The following is a 17452-nucleotide window of genomic DNA, read 5'->3' on the forward strand; positions in this document are numbered from 1 at the left end:
TCACTGTCAATTACTTGAGAGCTTATTTCGACTTTCGAAAAAGAGCAATAACACCCATGAGTAAAATTTCACATTACCACTTTTATGTGTTATGATAAGCTTAAATTTATAAAGAAAATAAAATTGAAAGAATTGAGAGAGAACCGGATAGCAAGAACGAGAAAGTTTTTATCTTCACTGTTTTTTTTGCTACTAATTGCTCTATCAATACGCAGTCTTTTATTTGAGCCATTTCATATTCCTTCTGGTTCAATGAAAAGCACTCTACTTGAGGGAGATTATATTTTTACTAGTAAATATTCATATGGTTATAGTAAACACTCTTTTCCATTTTCTCCAAACATCTTTAGCGGTAGAATCTTTTATACCCCTCCGGAGCGTGGTGATATAATAGTTTTCAAGCCTACAAGAAATGACAGCATTAGATTTGTTAAGCGGGTAATAGGAATACCGGGCGATAAAGTGCAAATGATAGAGGGGGAGTTATATTTAAATGATCAGAAAGTAAAGCGAAGACAAATTGAAAATTTTTTTGATTATGAGTCAAAGCGTAATATAGCAAGATACATCGAAACACTCCCGAGCGGCAAGGAGCATGAAATTCTAATAGATAATCTTTCTAATAAGTTATCATACAATACTCCAGTTTATTATGTGCCTGATGATCAATTTTTTGTTATGGGAGACAATAGAAATAATTCTTTTGATAGCAGGTTTTCTGAAATTGGGTTAATACCAACTGAAAATATAGTTGGACGCGTAAGCATGGTTGGTTTATCGTTTAAATTAGGCAAAGTTGATTGGTTGCCGTTTGATTTTAGGTTACCTATTGCTCTGAGATTTGACAGGGTACTTCACAAAGTTGTATGAACTCTATCTGTCTGCTGATTCGCATAATTCTAAAGCAGAGTTTTCTAACTCAGAGATAGCATTATTAATGTTGTCTAAGTCATTTTCCTGTAAAGCGTCTTTTACGTTCTGTAGTAAAATTTTTAACTTTTGCTCAGTGGAAACATTTTCAACTAGATGTATGAGCTTGTTACCGTTAATTTTAGCCTCTGCAAGGGAACGAGCCTTCATGTCTTCATCAAAGTTACTTACTGACTGATTGACCATATCTTGAATATCTTCTTCACTTAAGCCAGAGCTTGAATTTATTTCAACTGTCTGTTCGACTCCAGTAGTTTTTTCTCTTGCAGTGACAGTCAATATTCCATCAATGCTAACTGTAAATCCTATTTCAACTTTTGCAGAACCTGCAGGCAATTGTGGTATACCTTTGAGTTCAAATCGTGCTAGAGATTTATTATCTTTTATCATTTCACGTTCTCCTTGACAAACGTGAATTTTCATTGCTGTTTGCCCGTTAGCGTAAGTTGTAAACTCTTTTATTTCTGAAACTGGTAGTGGTGTATTTCTTGGTATAATTTTTTCAACTATTCCCCCCATAGTTTCTATGCCAAGTGATAAAGGCAGCACATCAAGGAGAATATTCCTATCTTTTGAGTTTGAAGTTAAATAATGAGCCTGCAAAGCTGCCCCATTGGCAACTGCTTTGTCCGGATCCACATCATTCAGCACTTTATTGCCAAAGAGTTTGATTAGTGAATTTTGCACTAATGGCACTCTAGTTGCGCCACCAACTAAAATTACCCCTTTTATATCATCGATTTTAAGATCTATGTTGCTTATAGTACGAGTAACTATATTTATAGTCTTATTAACCAAAGGACTGATTGCTTGCTCGAATTCTTCTTTGGTAATTTTGCACTTAAATAATTCACCATTGATGCTGAATTCAAAAGTGCCAGAGGTATCTTCACTTAGGTACTCTTTTATAGCACGTATATTGCAGATACCAGTTTTAGTGTATGAATGTTGTAATTTGTAGGTAGTTGTATCAGATGGTGTCATTCCAGTGCTTGACACTGGAATCCAGTTCTTATTATATAACTTTCTGGTGTGTTCACTTGCAATCAAACTTTCTGGATCCCAGACTGGGATGACACTAGAGCATTTTTTATTTAAACCTACCTGTTCTCTATACTTTTCAAGCACGATTAAACTAAGTAGATGATCAAAATCATCACCACCAAGTTTAGTATCACCACCAACTGCAAGAACTTGAAACACTCCTTGATGTAATTTTAATATTGAAATGTCAAATGTTCCACCACCGAGGTCATAAACTGCATATATGCCACTGTTATTGTTCTTTCCAATGGAGTAAGAAAGTGCTGCAGCGGTTGGTTCATTAATGAGGCGAAGAACATCTATGCCAGCTAATTTTGCTGCATATTTGGTTGCGTTACGTGCTGAATCATCAAAATAAGCTGGTACAGTAATCACTGCTTTGTTAACTTTCATCCCTGTGAATTTTTTTACCCTCTTGCATAGAGTTTTGAGTATCTCAGCAGAGATCTCAATAGGAGTGAGATACTTTTCTTCTGAGCATTTTACCCTAATAACTTTTTCACTTTCGTTATCTATTTCACAATTGATACCTTCTTTATGCAAGTCTTTAACACTTTTACCCATTAAGCGTTTTATAGAGCAGATAGCGTTTTCGCCAACATCGTAGCCTACTTTTAGTACATCCTTTTCATATGAAATGACAGAAGGTAATAGTTCACGACCTTGCTCATCTTTAAATATTTCTACATTGCCAGCTTTATTTACCATGGCAATTAAAGAGTTAGTAGTTCCAAGATCTATACCAAAAACTACCTCATTTGAACTTGGTTCAGAAATTTGAACTGGCCGCATTTTCCTTCATCTCCTCAAATGACTTATATAAATATCTCAATCTAAAAACTTGCGTAGCAGCTTCATCAAAATTTTTTGTAGCAAAAGCATTAATTAGGTTTTTAGTACAATCTTTTACCTTTTCATCAATCATCCTACTTGCAAATTGTAAATCATCGCAGTCTAGAAAGTATTCTCTTATTTCCATTGATTCATTTAATATTTCAGGATCAAGATGCTCTTTTTTGCTTTGTACGTCAAAAAGATCCAACAAATGTTCGGCACGCTTTAGCGGTGACTTCAGTACCTGATAAGCTTTGTTGATACTTTCCATATTTTTGGACTCTCTTTCATTTATATCAGTTTTGCTTAGCTCAATATATTTTTTCTCCAGCTCATCAAAGCTGATGTTAAAAGCCGGTTCAATTCCAAATAATGTGAAATGGTTGCTAGACATGAAAACTCTCTCCACAACCACATTTTCCTTTCTCATTAGGATTTTTGAAAATAAAACCTGATGAGAATTTTTCCTCTACATAATCCATTTCAGAGCCAAGGATAAACATGATAGATTTTGGATCGATCAGCACCTTGACTTTTTGATCATCACTGCAGCTTTCTTCAATTACCGACTCCAAAGGACGAACATCATATGCATATTCAATATCATATTTTAAACCAGAGCATCCTTTTTGCTTAATTAGAACTCTTATTCCTATTGCTTCTTCAAGGTTAGCATGCTTCTTTTTGTCCAATAAAAACCTTACCCTCTCTACTGCATTTGCAGTTAGAGTGATAGGTTTTTTAACAGAATTTACTCCTTGAAATTCACTCATGTTCCTCAATGTTTTTGTTTATTTTGATAATCATGAATAGCAGCTTTTATAGCATCCTCAGCAAGTACTGAACAGTGTATCTTTACTGGCGGCAAAGACAATTCTTCCACTATTTGAGTGTTCTTTATCTTTGTTACATTCTCAATAGTTTTCCCTTTGATCATTTCTGTTAACAAAGAGCTTGAAGCAATGGCAGAACCACAACCAAAAGTTTTAAATTTTGCGTCTTCAATAACACCTTTATCGTTGACCTTTATTTGCAGTTTCATTACATCTCCGCATGATGGTGCACCAACTAAACCAGTACCAACATTTGGATCATTTTTGTCCAAAGAGCCAACATTCCTTGGATTTTCGTAATGATCTAAAATTTTCTCATTATAACTCATAGAACTACCCGTAAACCATTACTTACATTATAACATATTTAGGTTAAAAACTAAAGTAAAATACACTAGCAAGCGGTACATTTTACTCACAAAATATATAGGTTACTAGTGTATTTACTTTACAAATACATATAGTGCATGTCATTCTTTATATGGTAATTTTAGAAGGAGTATTTCTTGAGTTTATTCAGTAATCTTTATCAAGGACTATTAAAAACCTCCTCCCGTTTTAGTGATGGAGTAAAAAATATTTTTTCTGGCAAAAAAAAATTAGATCAGTCGCTTTTAGATGATCTGGAAGAGCTGCTGATCAGCATGGACATAGGTCATAAAACTTCTAGATTGCTTATTGATAAGCTCGCAAGTATCAAATTTGAATCAGAAGTTGAGCACAACGTTATCACACAGCAGTTAATGAGCGAAATAGAAGCAATATTAAACCCTGTTGTGCAGCCGCTCATTTTGAATAAAAAACCACACATAATAATGGTATGCGGAGTGAATGGTAATGGAAAAACTACAACTATAGGTAAACTTGCCTATAAATATAAGGAAAAAGGAAAATCCGTTATGCTTGTTGCGTGCGACACATTCAGAGCTGCTGCGAGTGAGCAATTAAATATTTGGGCAGAACGTTCTGATTGCTCTATTGTTACTGGAGAGCACGGCAGCGATTCTGCAAGTGTGGCATATAGAGCTGTAAATCAAGCGATCAAAGATAGCGTTGATGTTGTTTTAATTGATACAGCAGGAAGGCTACAAAACAATGTAAATCTCATGCAAGAGCTGTCAAAAATACATAGAACGATAAAGAAATTGGATGATACTGCTCCTCATGATGTTATTTTAGTTCTTGATGCAACTACTGGCCAAAATGCTTATAGCCAATTAGAGGCGTTTAGTAAAATGGTTGGTGTTACCGGGTTAATTGTAACAAAGCTAGATGGTACTGCCAAAGGTGGAGTAGTGATTGGGCTTGCAGAAGCTTATAAGGTGAAATTACACGCTATAGGAATTGGTGAAAGTATAGAAGACCTGAGGGAATTTACTGGCAAAGAGTTTGCTGAAGCGCTGTTTAAATATGATTGAAGATCTCTTTAATTTTCTCATATGACCAAGCTTAATTATCATGAGAAGCCGTTTTTAGATGGTATAATTCCAGTACTTCCTATTTGAGTAGCCTTTTCTTGTCATCCCAGTCTGGGATCCAGATTGCAAGTGGGTTGGGTGAGCCGTTAACGTATAAAAATTACTTCCGCATATTTTCAATCTCATTATAATTACAAATAGAGATATTTTAAGAGCTCAAAATCTATCTTTAGTCTGCAGACTTTTTAATCAAACTTATTAAAAAATGTATTCTTCAGTGTATATCTGTCGTATGTGCACTGCATTTTTTTTCTAACTCTTTTTTATACAGGAGGATTTTATGTCCAGAATTCCAGATACTTGACCTTTACTTTAGCCAATAAAAATCAATGGGCGCCCATGGTTTTTATAAAGAAAGTATAAGAAAAAAAATATTTTAAAGAATATGAAATAAGGATCTAATATGTTTTGTGGGCAACCAAAAACCACTTCAGCTTGTCACTCATGCCTAAAAAGTAATTATATTAATGTAATATTCATACTTATATTCTAATATAAGTATTGGCTTTTAATTAAGGAGTATATTATGAAACAACAAGCACCAACAGAATATGCAAAATCTCGATGTGAAATGAAATGCTATAACTACAGAGACGGCTATACAGATCAATACTATCGATGCGTCGACGAATGAATTCAGAGGCACAGTTCTGAAGTTTTTAAACCTCATTCACAAATTAGTGAGAAATTAGCAGCTAGCGCAAAAAGTCTCTTTGATGAGAGCGAAAAATTATCGCTTATAGCAGAGGAAATATATAATCAAGATCCAATGAATTTTTAATTACAGTAAAAACAGTAAAAAAAGAAGCCAGTGTCACCTACTCAGATGACATTATGGAAGCTGGGATGACATCCTTCTCACAAGCAAAATGTTCATGCAGATAATATTTAATTGTGATTGAAGACCTCTTTTAACTCTTTTATATGACCAAGCTTAATTATCTCAATATCATGAGAAGAATAATTGCCATTTTTAGGCATAATCGCTTTTTTAAATCCTAACTTTTGTGCTTCCCTTAATCTGAGATCAGCATGCGAAACATTTCTAATTTCTCCTGAAAGTGCAACCTCACCGCAGATTATTGAAGAAATTGGCAGCGGTAAATTTACTAAACTTGAAATAAGGGAAGCAGCAACAGCAAGGTCAGCTGATGGTTCCTGTATTTTGAGTCCTCCCGCAATGTTTAGGTATACTTCTTTATCATGCAAAAACATTTTACAACGAGCACTTAGAACCGCGATTATCATAGCTAATCTATTAATATCCCAACCAACTACTGCTCTTCTTGGAGTTGCCATATTAGTCCTTGCTATTAATGCTTGCACTTCCATTAAGATTGGTCTTGAGCCTTCAACTCCTGCAAATACGGCGCTGCCAACTACTTCTCTATCATGTACGGTCAAGAATAATGATGATGGATTATCAACAGGCATGAGTCCTGCTTTAGACATCTCAAAAACACCAATTTCATTTGCAGGGCCAAATCTATTTTTAATAGTACGTAAAATGCGATATTGATTACTATTTTCACCCTCAAAATATAGTACTGTATCTACCATATGCTCCAGGGTTTTAGGTCCCGCTATTTGTCCATCTTTCGTTATATGGCCAACTATTAAGAGAGAAACACCATATTGCTTTGCAAGAACAGTCAATTCATGAGCGCAGGTACGGACTTGAGTTACAGTTCCTGGTGCTGATGTGACTTTGCTATCATACATAGTTTGTATAGAATCAATTATCAAGAACTTAATACTTTTATTTTTCCTTATTGTTGCTACTACATCAGTTAAAGATACTGTAGATAAAAGCTTAATTTTAGGTTCATTTATCTTAAGACGCTTTGCTCTGAGGCTCACTTGCTCTAAAGATTCCTCGCCAGATACATAAAGACATTCAAAAGAGGAAAGTTGTACAACATTAGCTGCAATCCTAAGCAAAAGAGTAGATTTTCCAATTCCAGGTTCACCACCAATTAAAATGCTAGCACCTTGAACGATACCTCCACCAAAAACTCTATCTAACTCTTCTATTCCTGTTAAAAAACGATCGGGGGTAATAATTTCACTATCTGATAACGCTTTTATTGAAATTGGTGCAGATGTACTTCTCGTTTCTGTTTTTAGTACTATTTCTTCGACAACCGTATCCCAACTGTCACATGCAATACACCTTCCTACCCACCTTCCAGTGCTATGACCGCAGAATTGACATACGTATGCAGTTTTCATAAAAGCCAAAATTATAATTGTAATAAAAATTAGCTAAATAAGTGAAATAAATTTAAATAGAGAAAATTACCAATCACACTTTTTATCTTGTGGTTTTATTTGCAATATTGCTACTAAGCTGACTAATAAGCAAAAAATTACATAAAGCCCAGCAGCAAAGTCTATTTTAGGAAACATTATAGTAAACCAAGTGCATATCATAGGAGTAAATCCTCCATGCAAGGCAAAAGAGATGTTGCGTGATAAGCTAACACCACTAAATCTAACATTAGTAGGAAAAAGTTCAGCAGTAACTATCCCTATAGGATTAATACCCCTCTCGATTATAGAAAGAGCCATAACACTCAACATGATTATAAGATAGCTTTTATAGTAATATGCAATAGACAACATAGGACAACATAATACCATTGTTATCACTATAAATAAGATTGCAGTGCGTTCTCTTCCTGTTTTATCAGCTAAAATTCCAAGCACTATTGAAGATATCGGCATTAATATGCTGGTTATAATGAGTACAACTTCGTTGACATACGTTGTTACATAAGTTTCAACAGACACTATTTCTTTTGCAATTGTTCTAAGAAATATGGTAAATCCAACAGCAACATTAACAGGTACAGATATTAAAATGGCAAGTATCAGGGCTCTTTTATAGCGTTTTGTAAGCTCTATTATTGGTAAATTAGGTAAATTTCTTTGTTCTCGATTTTTTTCATACGCTGGAGTTTCTCCTAGTGTATATATACTATATGCGCTTATTAATCCTAAAATGGCTGAAAAAATAAACGGCAGCCTCCAACCCCAAGCGTTAAAATCAGTGGTTTTTTTACAAATGATCACTGCAACCACAGAGAGCAATATGCCAATGGAGCGACCAAAACTTATTATTCCAAAAAACATTCCTAGTTTTTTCTTATTAGGTAAATGCTCTATGAGATAAACAGAGCTACCTCCTTGCTCAGCGCCAAGTGCAACCCCTTGTATCAGATGGATTGTAAGAAGCAACATAGTAGAGGTTATTCCTATTTTACTATAACTTGGAATAAACGCAACGAGACTAGAAGGAATCGATATTAGCAAGATAGCAATCGTTAACGCCATTCTCCTTCCATACCTATCACCAATGTGACCAAATACAGATGCACCAAGTGGTCTTACCATTGCACCCATTCCTGCAATTCCAAACAATTGCAATATGCTGTAGTAGATATCTTTTGCATAACAAAATTCTCTACTAATTATATTAACCAGATCAATAAAGAGCATATGGTCATACCATATTGCGATTCTACAGAGTATTGTTGCAATCAATACTCTTGTTTGTTGATTGTACACTTAGTTTAATTTGTAAATGTCTACTTATTTTTATTTTGGCTGCTTTTTAGAACTTTGCAACCCAAGCGTATGGCTTATATGTAAATATTATTAAAATTGGAACTTGCATAACCAGCCAGTCTGGGATCAAATAAAAAAATCTGGTCATCCGCTGGAATGACATGGTGGAATGTGTCATTCCAGTACTCCTTTTCTTGTCATCCCAGTGCTCCGACACTGGGATGACACCTCTCTTAAATTACTTTAGCTACAAACATCAAGAAATTTACCAAGTAGAAAAAAGACAAAAGAACCCCCCTATTAGCTAGTTGTGACTCCTGAAAATTGGCCTGTCTTAAACAGCCCGTTTCAGCTTATATGGTTAAAAAACTGGAAGTTTTGTAAAGAAATAAGATGCACATAGTGCAAAAAATTAAAAATAAGACGACAACTGCGTTATGCTTTTGTCGTTTAATCTCCACAGACGAAGATAAATAGTATAGCGTTATCCTTATGGTAAGGGAGTTGGGAAAATTTGTAAAGTAGGCTCTTTCATTAGGTTTTTTGCTAACATTAAAACAATTCACTTAAAAAACTGAGAAGACCATTAAAATATTTTTTTACTTTTTATTCTATATATTTCAACATATTACCTTTAAGTACTAATAATTATGGCATTATTGATAGTTGAGTCGCCGGCAAAGGCAAAGACGATAGGTAAATATTTGAGTAAAGAATTCAAAGTGGCTGCATCCTTTGGCCACGTCAGAGATCTGCCAGCGAAAAATGGTTCTGTTGATCCTGATAATGACTTTACCATGAAGTATGAGATTATTGAAAAAGCAGAAAAGTATGTAAAAGAGTTAGTCAAGGAAGCTAGTAAAACATCAGATATATACCTTGCAACAGATCCAGACAGAGAAGGAGAAGCAATAGCTTGGAATGTGATAGAGGCACTAAAGGAAAGAAAAGCAATCAATGATGAAAGCAACATTCATAGAGTAGTCTTTAACGAAATAACAAAAAGAGCAGTGCAAGAAGCTATAAAAAATCCACGTGAAATTAATATGGACTTAGTGCGTGCACAGCAAGCACGCAGAGCTTTGGATTATCTAGTTGGATTTAGCTTGTCACCGCTGCTGTGGACAAAATTGTCGGGAAGCAAATCTGCAGGGCGAGTGCAGTCTGTTGCATTAAAGCTTATATGCGAACGAGAGGATGAAATCAGTAAGTTTATAACACAGGAGTATTGGAGCATAAAGGCAGAAATGCAAAATAGCAAAGATGAGGCTTTTTTTGCTATGCTAAGCCACTATGACAATAAAAAGCTAGAAAAATTTGATATTAAAAATGAAGAAGAGGCAAAGAACTTAGTCAGGGAGATCGAGTCAAGGCAGTATGCTGTAAGCACAGTAGAACGCAAGCAAGTTAAGAGAAACCCGCTTCCTCCATTTATCACCTCAAGTCTTCAGCAAGATGCAGTGAATAAACTGTATTTTAATGTGAAAAATGTTATGCGAGTAGCGCAAAATTTATATGAAGGTATCAATATTGGTGGTGAAACCGTAGGGTTGATAACTTACATGCGTACAGATGGGTTTCATATTGCAGATGAGGCTATAAACTCAATCAGGAGATCAATTAAGTCATTATATGGTGATAAATATTTACCGCAGTCTCCTCGTAAATATGTAAAAAAGGTCAAAAATGCTCAAGAAGCACATGAAGCAATCCGGCCAACTGATATTAATAGAACACCGGGTAGTATTAAGGATTACTTAACGCCAGAGCAATTTAAATTGTACGATTTAATCTGGAAAAGAACCATCGCAAGTCAAATGGAATCGGCGATTCTTGATCAAGTGGTAGTTGGAATTAGTTCTATTGACCAGAAAGTGATTCTGCGAGCAAGTGGATCAAGTATATTCTTTGATGGTTTTTATAAAGTCTATCAAGATAACATGGAAGCCGAAAATGAAGGCCTGCTACCTGCCATGAAGGAAGAGGAAGCGTGCAAGTTGATTTCTGTTGATCCGAAACAGCACTTTACTCAACCGCCACCTCGTTATAGTGAAGCGAGTATAGTAAAAAAAATGGAAGAAGTCGGTATAGGTCGCCCATCAACTTATGCAACAATTATTTCGGTATTACAAGATCGTGAATATGTTTCATTGGATAACAAAAGATTTATTCCAAGCAGCCGCGGTAAGATCGTGACTATATTTTTGGAAACTTTTTTTCAGCGTTGTGTAGAGTATGACTTTACAGCACAAATGGAAGAAAGGCTTGATTCAATCTCAAATGGACATGCAGATTGGAAAAAAGAACTAGGCTATTTTTGGGTGCCATTTTTTAATCATGTAAATTCTGTTAAGCAAATGACACATGATGAGATTTTTAGTGGTATTCATGATTTGGTAGTCAATTGGTTTTGCTCAGAGGAAGGAAAGGAAGAAATAGGTAAAAAATGTCCTAATTGCTCTGGTGGTATATTGAAATTAAATTTTGGAAAAGCCGGTGTGTTTCTTGGATGTTCTAACTATCCTGCATGCAATCATACAAAAGAAATTACGGGCAGTAATGACAATTCAGAATATCCAAAAAGTTTGGGTATAGATGATGTGACAGGCCAAGAGGTAATGATCAAAAAAGGTCCTTTTGGACTTTATCTGGAGTTTAATAGTGAGTCAGAAAAGAAAAAAAAGATTTCTGTACCAAAAGATATAAATGTTAATGATATTGATCTAAATACCGCCACTCGATTACTTTCCCTGCCGAAAATAATCGGAGAACACCCAGAAACTGGAAAGGAAGTAAAAATAGGTCTTGGACGATTTGGGTACTATATTCTCTATGATGGTCGATACTTTTCTCTTAAAAAAAGCTCTAAGGAGGTATTAGACACACAATTAAACGAAGCTATACAAATTATTGAGAGCAGCCCACGCAAAGAGCTAAAATCTCTTGGTTTTAATGAAAAGGGAAAAGAAGTTTTTATCTGCAACGGTAGGTACGGATTCTATATAAAATGCGGTAAAACAAACGTTGCTTTGGGCAAGAATGCAGATATTGAAAGTATAGATCTGAAGAAGGCTTTAGAGTTAATTAAGAATAAAAAGTAGACTTCTTGCATAACCATTCTTTATATGTTCTTTATTGTTGTTCCAGCGCTACACGCTGGAACTGAGAAAAAAAGAGCCTGAATTACAAGAAAGAAAATATTCAGATAACGAGAAAGTTGTCACCTGGTTAGCAGCTACAGTCGTGTGACGCAGACGTGCTACCAGGAAAATAGTCTCTATCAGAGTTAAGCTTTGCTTGCAAAATGAAAAGTAAGACCAGCTTCTATACCGTGTGTGTGAAAAAAGCCATTCTGTATGGTAGTAGTCATTTTATTATCACCTGTTTGTTGATCCATTTTGTTTGTTTTAGCATCCAACTTTAAAGTTTCCGGTTTGTATTCACTGCTACCAATAACACCAAAACCTCTATATCCGATATGCATATTTACATCTTCATTTATATGATAATCAAAGCCAGCCTTTAATTGACCTGCAGGTCTTATTGACGATTTTTCAAACATTGTCATTCTTGTTGCACCAACTCCAATACCAACATAAGGAGAAAAAGAGAAACTCTCACTTTTCCAATGATGATAAACATTTGCCATTACAGATATGTTCTCAATTTTGTCATGGTTAATAATTGATCCATATTGATTGCCGCCTTCTGTGTACGATATTGTCATCTGGCCGCTTGTTAAACCAACATTATCCACTTTCACGGAAGAATACATTCCTTCTAATTCAGCTCTATAGCTATTATTACCTAATTCCCCTGTATAACCAAGTGCTACATTTGCAGCAAAAGGTGGATTATAATCTCCTTCATACTTGTTTAGTAGCTGACCTTCTGTACTCTGAGCACCCCTGTCATTTACAGATACCTTATTGGCATCTGTAGCATCTTTACTTCCAATTTTTGCTTTCAACTTACCAAAGTTCAAATATTGACCGTAATATCTAGTACCAAAGTAAAATCCTTCCGTTTCACTTGCAAAAGATTGTTGTGACAACAATAAAGCAAGTGCTGTAACTGCTAATGTTTTTTTACTCATCATGACTATTCCTCTAGTTAAAATAGCTAATCTAGTACTAATTAATTAAAAATGATTTAATATGAAAAAACTAATTATTTTCTAAGCTAAAAAATAGGTAAAATTAACCTCTATCCTCGATTTTATTGCCGTCTAGTTTGTCCTCATCTTCAAATTCATCATCATCTTCAAATTCATCCTTACTGTCTTCATCATCAAACCCATCATCGTCTTCCTCATCATCAAAACCATCACCACCTTCAAATTTATCATCAATATCCTCGTCTTCAAATCCATCTTCAATCTCTGGCTCATCGTATACTGCATCTTCAGTTTTAGCTTCAACAGGATAATCAGCATCTTCAATAGCATTACTCTCTTCTTCATTACTAATCTTATCTTTGTTAGCAGCAGAAAAGACCTTGTTTGGATCATATGGCTCTTGTGTAGGCACACGTGTTGGTTTAATCAGCCTTCTTGTGAATGTGCTATCACTATAGTACAAAATTTTCTTTGACTTAATTGGATAAGTCGATTCTATCAAAATTATTTGATCATCACGTGGCAGCATAATAATTTCTTGAGGTAAGAGCAATGCTCTCTGTGTTTCAGAGATATGCAATGATCTTGATGCAGGATTCAAGTCTAAAAATTTAGGTTTGTTTAATGATTCTTGTTGTACAGTTTTGTTTCCTATAAGCTGAGATATCAAATTAGCCGTTTCAATATTATTGGCTGCAAAAGTTATTCTATAGGTTGAGTTTGATAAAAAGGAGTTCATTCCTGCTTCTTCATATATTCCTTTAAGCTGTTCAGTATCTTGAACAATTAAAAATAACCTTACTCGATAGCCACGAAAGTATGCGATGCCCGTTTGAAATTGCTCCATTTTTCCAAGTGTTGGAAACTCATCCATTAAAAATAATACGCCGTAAGGCTCGTCATCTGATGGCAATTTTCTACATAAAAACTCAGTTGCCTGTTGGTAAAAAACCTGCATTAAAGGCCTGAGCCTAGTTAAGTTATCAGGAGTTAAACCAACATAAACTGTAGTTTTCTTCCTTTTAAAATCCAAAATATTAAAATCACTTGATGCAGTTGCAGTATCGATCAATGGGTTTGCCCACAATTCAAGCGACGAGTTCATAGTTGACACAACACCTGATCTTTCTTTGTCAGCCTTTTGCAAAAAAGCTGCAATGTTCATATACGCTACCGGATGTATTATTTTACCCATTGTGTCCAAAACTACAGCAAGATTGTAAACTACGTCATCGCTACGCATCGTACGCACAACCTCACCAAAAGATTTAACTTTCTCTGGTGCAGCAAGTAAATATAGTACCACCCCAACAAATAAGCTTCTTGCTTCGTTTTGCCAAAAATCTTGTTCAGGCATGATTAGGTTAGCTATTTTTTGCACATCGTCAACCATCTGTCCAGGTTTTTCACTAATCCATTCCAGTGGATTATAACAATGGCTTACCCCATCTGGCTGCGCTGGGTTCCATACATATACTTTTTGTCCTTGTCGCTCTCGCCAACCACTTGTTATTTCATAGTTTTCTAATTTTATATCATGCACAATTACCGAATCATTCCAAAATAACAAATTAGGAATTACAAAACCAACACCTTTACCAGAGCCTGTAGGTGCAAAGAGCAACGCATGCTGAAACCCATCAGCAATAAAATATCCTCTCTTATCTTTACCAAGCAATAGACCTTTTTTGCTTCTTAATCCCGATTTTCGTATGTCTTTCTCTGATGCCCACTGTGAATCTCCATGAAGTGATTCTTTCTTTTTAAATGGCCGCCACTCAATTAGTCTTTCTCTCACATTCCACAAAATAATCATCAAAACAATTTGAGGCAGTAGAGAAGATACAACTAATTTAATTTTGAGCTCAAAGCTATATAGCTCTGGATGATGCCAACAATATTGTATATGATCAAAAATTGTCGGCCAGAGAGCTTGAGGAAAAGGTGTCAAGCTAGGATTAATTGCTCTAAAATCTACACCATCTGGACCGTCAACAAACAGGTAGAATAATATACCAGACAAATAGAAGCAAAATTCAAGTATGCTAAAAGATACTACACCTCCTATGAGAATATTGCGTAGGTGATTTCCATTACTCATAAACTACTTTTTCTTAACTTACGTATAAATTTAAGTATTTTCATTTGAAGATCTAGTAAATAATATTTCAGAAATGCTTCTTTTGCCTCCACTGGTTCTTTTTAGCTGAATAACAATATCAATTACATTTCTAATGTATGGTATGATCTGATCTGGGGGAATTCCAAGATTTGCTTGCATAACCATAAGTTTTATTTGCTCAAGAGCCATTGCCGGACTATCCGCATGAAGAGTTGATATTGACCCTGGGTGGCCAGTGTTTATTGCTCTAAGAAAACTAAAAGCTTCTGCTCCACGCAGCTCACCAACTATTATTCTATCTGGTCTTAAACGTAAACATGCCTCTATCAAATCTTGAGTGGTCACTTTTGCCCTGCCTTGCCCTCCTTTAGAAGCAATTAAATGTACTTTATTGGGATGATCATTCAAAACTATCTCTCTTGCATCTTCAACAGTAATAATTCTTTCTTCAGATGGAATAGCACGCAAAGTAGCATTAGTAAAAGTGGTTTTACCAGTGGAAGTTCCACCACTAATTATGATATTTTTCTTATTTATTACAGCATATTCTAAAAACTCTTTTATTTTTTTTTGTTTCAGTAGCAAATCTAGGTGACGATCTACTGGATTATCGGTGACTCCTATAACAGTTTCAGAAAAAGCCCCCATTTTTTCATAATCATCCAATGCCAATTGCATAGAAGAAGGTTTACGAATTGAAATGACTACTTTATCAGGCTCACATGCTGGAGGAAACACTATCTGTATACGATAACCATTTGGTAATGTAGCTGAAAGCAGCGGTGTCTCTTCGCTCAGTTTTTGTTCTGTAGCTTGAGCAATCAACCTGCTAAGAGATTTTAAATGATTAAGATCAAATATTTCTAACTTTTCGCATCTTATTTCACCGCGATTTTCAATCCATACTTCCTTCGGTTTATTTATTGATATTTCATTTACACCTTCCTCTTGAAATATCCCTTGTAATGGCTCCAAGTATGTATCAAGTGCAGCATAGTTCATTTCAGTTATTTAATATTGACTGTGGAGGAAATACTATATCTTGGTTAACAAATACTTTCAATGCAGTTCCTTGATTAACATAAATAGTTGGTTTTTTATCTACACTCCTATCAACTATATCTCGCATGTCTTTGGAAAAATCATTAATTGATTTTTCAATTGCACTTTCATAAACTGACTTACTTTTTTTCTGAATTTGCTTTAATAATGCCTTCACATCTTCTAAAGTAATAGGGATATCCTCTTCAGTAACTTTTTGACCTGCAAGTGCTGTGCTTAGAACCTTCGCGATCTCTTCTTTCATGATCTCAAATAAATTTTGCTCGCTAGAAGCATCTTGAATTCTACTAATAGCTCTAGGACCTAATTTCCATTCTTCTTTTTTAACGGCTTTAATTGCTGTTTTAATATCACCTTCCCCCAATCCATTTACAATCACTTCTTTGAAAGAGAAAATGTCTATTTCAGTGCCAATGATAGATTTTACTGCGTCCATAACAGTTAACACATCGACAATATTAGAAGCCTTTTGTCCTATAATAGCTGAGCCAATTGAGATACTGGCAAGTGCTACTGAAGAAAACAACGCACTTGCTATTTTATTATCAACTATTCCAGCTATCCCTGCCCTTCCAATCTCATCGGTACCAGATGATGCAATAGCAACATCTATACCATGAGGAAGAATGATCCTATTCCAATTTATGTTCACGCGGGCTTTTGCAACATTTGAGTCGAATGAATAACCACCTATTAACCTTGAACCTTTTGGTATTAAAATTGTATCACCAGTTTCTGCATAAACGTCTCTACTAACAACAGCACGGAGCATTCCTTGTAAGTCAGAACTTATTGCAGTTTCAAGAATAGCGTCAATAACTTTACCTTGAATAATCATTAAACCAAGCTTTCCTACTTTGGTAGCTTTGCTCGATTGTGCTGAGGTATTGGATAAAACAGCATCTGTAGCTTTACCTTCCCCACTACTACCTGAAATTGCTAACATTTGTGCACTACGTCTGTCTCTAGGATAACCGCCACCCCCTATTGTAGGAAATGAAGTAGGCAAATTGCTAATAACATTACCAGAAGGAAAATTTTGCTTTGGTAAAACAGGTATATTTGACAAGGGAATTTCTTTTAGTTGCTCTTCTTTTTTTGTCACTTCCTCTTTTTTGATTTGTTTTACTTCTGGTATGACTTGTGGAATAGGAAGAGGAGGTAAGGGTGGCAAGAGATCAGTTACTACTCTTTCGGAAACTATTGCATTATCTGGAACTTGTTCTAACTTTCCTTTCAATTCTTGAATGTTTTGCTTTGTTTCCTCTTTTTTAACAATCTCTGGACCCTCTTTATTAGAAGGACTAAAATAAAGATAGTACACTCCACCAACTAAGAGCGCTACCATAACTATCATCAATGCCTTATAACCTTGATTAGAGCCAACTGTTACTACCTTGCTTTCTATCTCTGATTCATCTTCTACACTATTATGCCTTTCTTTACTCATATTATATGTACC

13 protein-coding genes are annotated in these 17452 nt (G+C 35.2%); 3 read left to right on the forward strand and 10 right to left on the reverse strand.

Annotation, left to right across the window (positions count from 1 at the left end):
* The first annotated feature begins 84 nt into the window (after positions 1-84).
* Entirely contained in the window at positions 85-870 is a 786-nt protein-coding gene (gene lepB / locus ONG78_RS06370; protein WP_264377958.1) for a signal peptidase I, read from the forward strand.
* A 3-nt stretch (positions 871-873) separates the two neighbouring features.
* On the opposite strand, the gene ONG78_RS06375 is transcribed toward lepB, so the two are convergent.
* From ONG78_RS06375 to iscU, 4 genes are read right to left on the reverse strand one after another with little or no spacing between them, the layout of a single operon-like run.
* Complete coding sequence (locus ONG78_RS06375; RefSeq protein WP_264377959.1) at positions 874-2766, reverse strand: Hsp70 family protein; 1893 nt, start codon at positions 2764-2766, stop codon at positions 874-876.
* Positions 2744-3202: an iron-sulfur cluster co-chaperone HscB C-terminal domain-containing protein gene (locus tag ONG78_RS06380; RefSeq protein WP_264375344.1), complete on the reverse strand. Its 459-nt coding sequence runs from the start codon at positions 3200-3202 to the stop codon at positions 2744-2746. The genes ONG78_RS06375 and ONG78_RS06380 overlap by 23 nt, the downstream gene beginning before the upstream one ends.
* Entirely contained in the window at positions 3195-3581 is a 387-nt protein-coding gene (locus ONG78_RS06385) for a HesB/IscA family protein (RefSeq protein WP_006012614.1), read from the reverse strand. The genes ONG78_RS06380 and ONG78_RS06385 overlap by 8 nt, the downstream gene beginning before the upstream one ends.
* Positions 3582-3586: 5 nt before the next feature.
* Positions 3587-3970: a Fe-S cluster assembly scaffold IscU gene (gene iscU, locus ONG78_RS06390; RefSeq protein ID WP_007302620.1), complete on the reverse strand. Its 384-nt coding sequence runs from the start codon at positions 3968-3970 to the stop codon at positions 3587-3589.
* A 177-nt stretch (positions 3971-4147) separates the two neighbouring features.
* Here iscU and ftsY point away from each other — a divergent pair, with 177 nt between their 5' ends.
* Positions 4148-5059 (forward strand): signal recognition particle-docking protein FtsY, encoded by a 912-nt coding sequence (gene ftsY, locus ONG78_RS06395; protein WP_264375346.1) that lies wholly within the window; start codon positions 4148-4150, stop codon positions 5057-5059.
* Positions 5060-6007: 948 nt separating this feature from the next.
* On the opposite strand, the gene radA is transcribed toward ftsY, so the two are convergent.
* Both radA and ONG78_RS06405 read right to left on the reverse strand, forming a co-directional pair.
* The gene (gene radA / locus ONG78_RS06400) at positions 6008-7351 is read right to left on the reverse strand and encodes a DNA repair protein RadA (RefSeq protein ID WP_264377960.1); all 1344 of its coding nucleotides are present in this window, start codon (positions 7349-7351) and stop codon (positions 6008-6010) included.
* A gap of 66 nt (positions 7352-7417) precedes the next feature.
* A complete protein-coding gene (locus ONG78_RS06405) occupies positions 7418-8689 on the reverse strand; it encodes an MFS transporter (RefSeq protein WP_264377961.1) in 1272 nt (423 codons plus the stop codon).
* 650 nt (positions 8690-9339) lie between these two features.
* On the opposite strand from ONG78_RS06405, the gene topA reads away from it, so the two are divergent.
* Positions 9340-11790: a type I DNA topoisomerase gene (gene topA / locus ONG78_RS06410; protein WP_264377962.1), complete on the forward strand. Its 2451-nt coding sequence runs from the start codon at positions 9340-9342 to the stop codon at positions 11788-11790.
* A 185-nt stretch (positions 11791-11975) separates the two neighbouring features.
* Here the strand turns inward: topA and ONG78_RS06415 are convergent, their stop codons facing one another.
* The 4 genes from ONG78_RS06415 to ONG78_RS06430 form a co-directional block, all read right to left on the reverse strand.
* Positions 11976-12788 (reverse strand): P44/Msp2 family outer membrane protein, encoded by an 813-nt coding sequence (locus ONG78_RS06415; RefSeq protein ID WP_264377963.1) that lies wholly within the window; start codon positions 12786-12788, stop codon positions 11976-11978.
* Positions 12789-12888: 100 nt separating this feature from the next.
* Complete coding sequence (locus ONG78_RS06420; RefSeq protein ID WP_264377964.1) at positions 12889-14907, reverse strand: type IV secretory system conjugative DNA transfer family protein; 2019 nt, start codon at positions 14905-14907, stop codon at positions 12889-12891.
* A gap of 30 nt (positions 14908-14937) precedes the next feature.
* Positions 14938-15930 (reverse strand): P-type DNA transfer ATPase VirB11, encoded by a 993-nt coding sequence (gene virB11 / locus ONG78_RS06425; protein ID WP_264377965.1) that lies wholly within the window; start codon positions 15928-15930, stop codon positions 14938-14940.
* A 1-nt stretch (position 15931) separates the two neighbouring features.
* Positions 15932-17440: a TrbI/VirB10 family protein gene (locus tag ONG78_RS06430; protein WP_264376436.1), complete on the reverse strand. Its 1509-nt coding sequence runs from the start codon at positions 17438-17440 to the stop codon at positions 15932-15934.
* Positions 17441-17452 lie beyond the last annotated feature (12 nt).

The sequence above is a fragment of the Wolbachia endosymbiont (group B) of Philonthus cognatus genome (assembly GCF_947179345.1).
GTDB lineage: Bacteria > Pseudomonadota > Alphaproteobacteria > Rickettsiales > Anaplasmataceae > Wolbachia.

Bases quoted from the DNA above. Each gene is read 5' to 3' on its own strand.
- lepB (WP_264377958.1), top strand. From the start codon at position 85: ATGTGTTATGATAAGCTTAAATTTATAAAGAAAATAAAATTGAAAGAA.
- ONG78_RS06375 (WP_264377959.1), bottom strand. From the start codon at position 2,766: ATGCGGCCAGTTCAAATTTCTGAACCAAGTTCAAATGAGGTAGTTTTT.
- ONG78_RS06380 (WP_264375344.1), bottom strand. From the start codon at position 3,202: ATGTCTAGCAACCATTTCACATTATTTGGAATTGAACCGGCTTTTAAC.
- ONG78_RS06385 (WP_006012614.1), bottom strand. From the start codon at position 3,581: ATGAGTGAATTTCAAGGAGTAAATTCTGTTAAAAAACCTATCACTCTA.
- iscU (WP_007302620.1), bottom strand. From the start codon at position 3,970: ATGAGTTATAATGAGAAAATTTTAGATCATTACGAAAATCCAAGGAAT.
- radA (WP_264377960.1), bottom strand. From the start codon at position 7,351: ATGAAAACTGCATACGTATGTCAATTCTGCGGTCATAGCACTGGAAGG.
- topA (WP_264377962.1), top strand. From the start codon at position 9,340: ATGGCATTATTGATAGTTGAGTCGCCGGCAAAGGCAAAGACGATAGGT.
- ONG78_RS06415 (WP_264377963.1), bottom strand. From the start codon at position 12,788: ATGATGAGTAAAAAAACATTAGCAGTTACAGCACTTGCTTTATTGTTG.
- ONG78_RS06420 (WP_264377964.1), bottom strand. From the start codon at position 14,907: ATGAGTAATGGAAATCACCTACGCAATATTCTCATAGGAGGTGTAGTA.
- virB11 (WP_264377965.1), bottom strand. From the start codon at position 15,930: ATGAACTATGCTGCACTTGATACATACTTGGAGCCATTACAAGGGATA.
- ONG78_RS06430 (WP_264376436.1), bottom strand. From the start codon at position 17,440: ATGAGTAAAGAAAGGCATAATAGTGTAGAAGATGAATCAGAGATAGAA.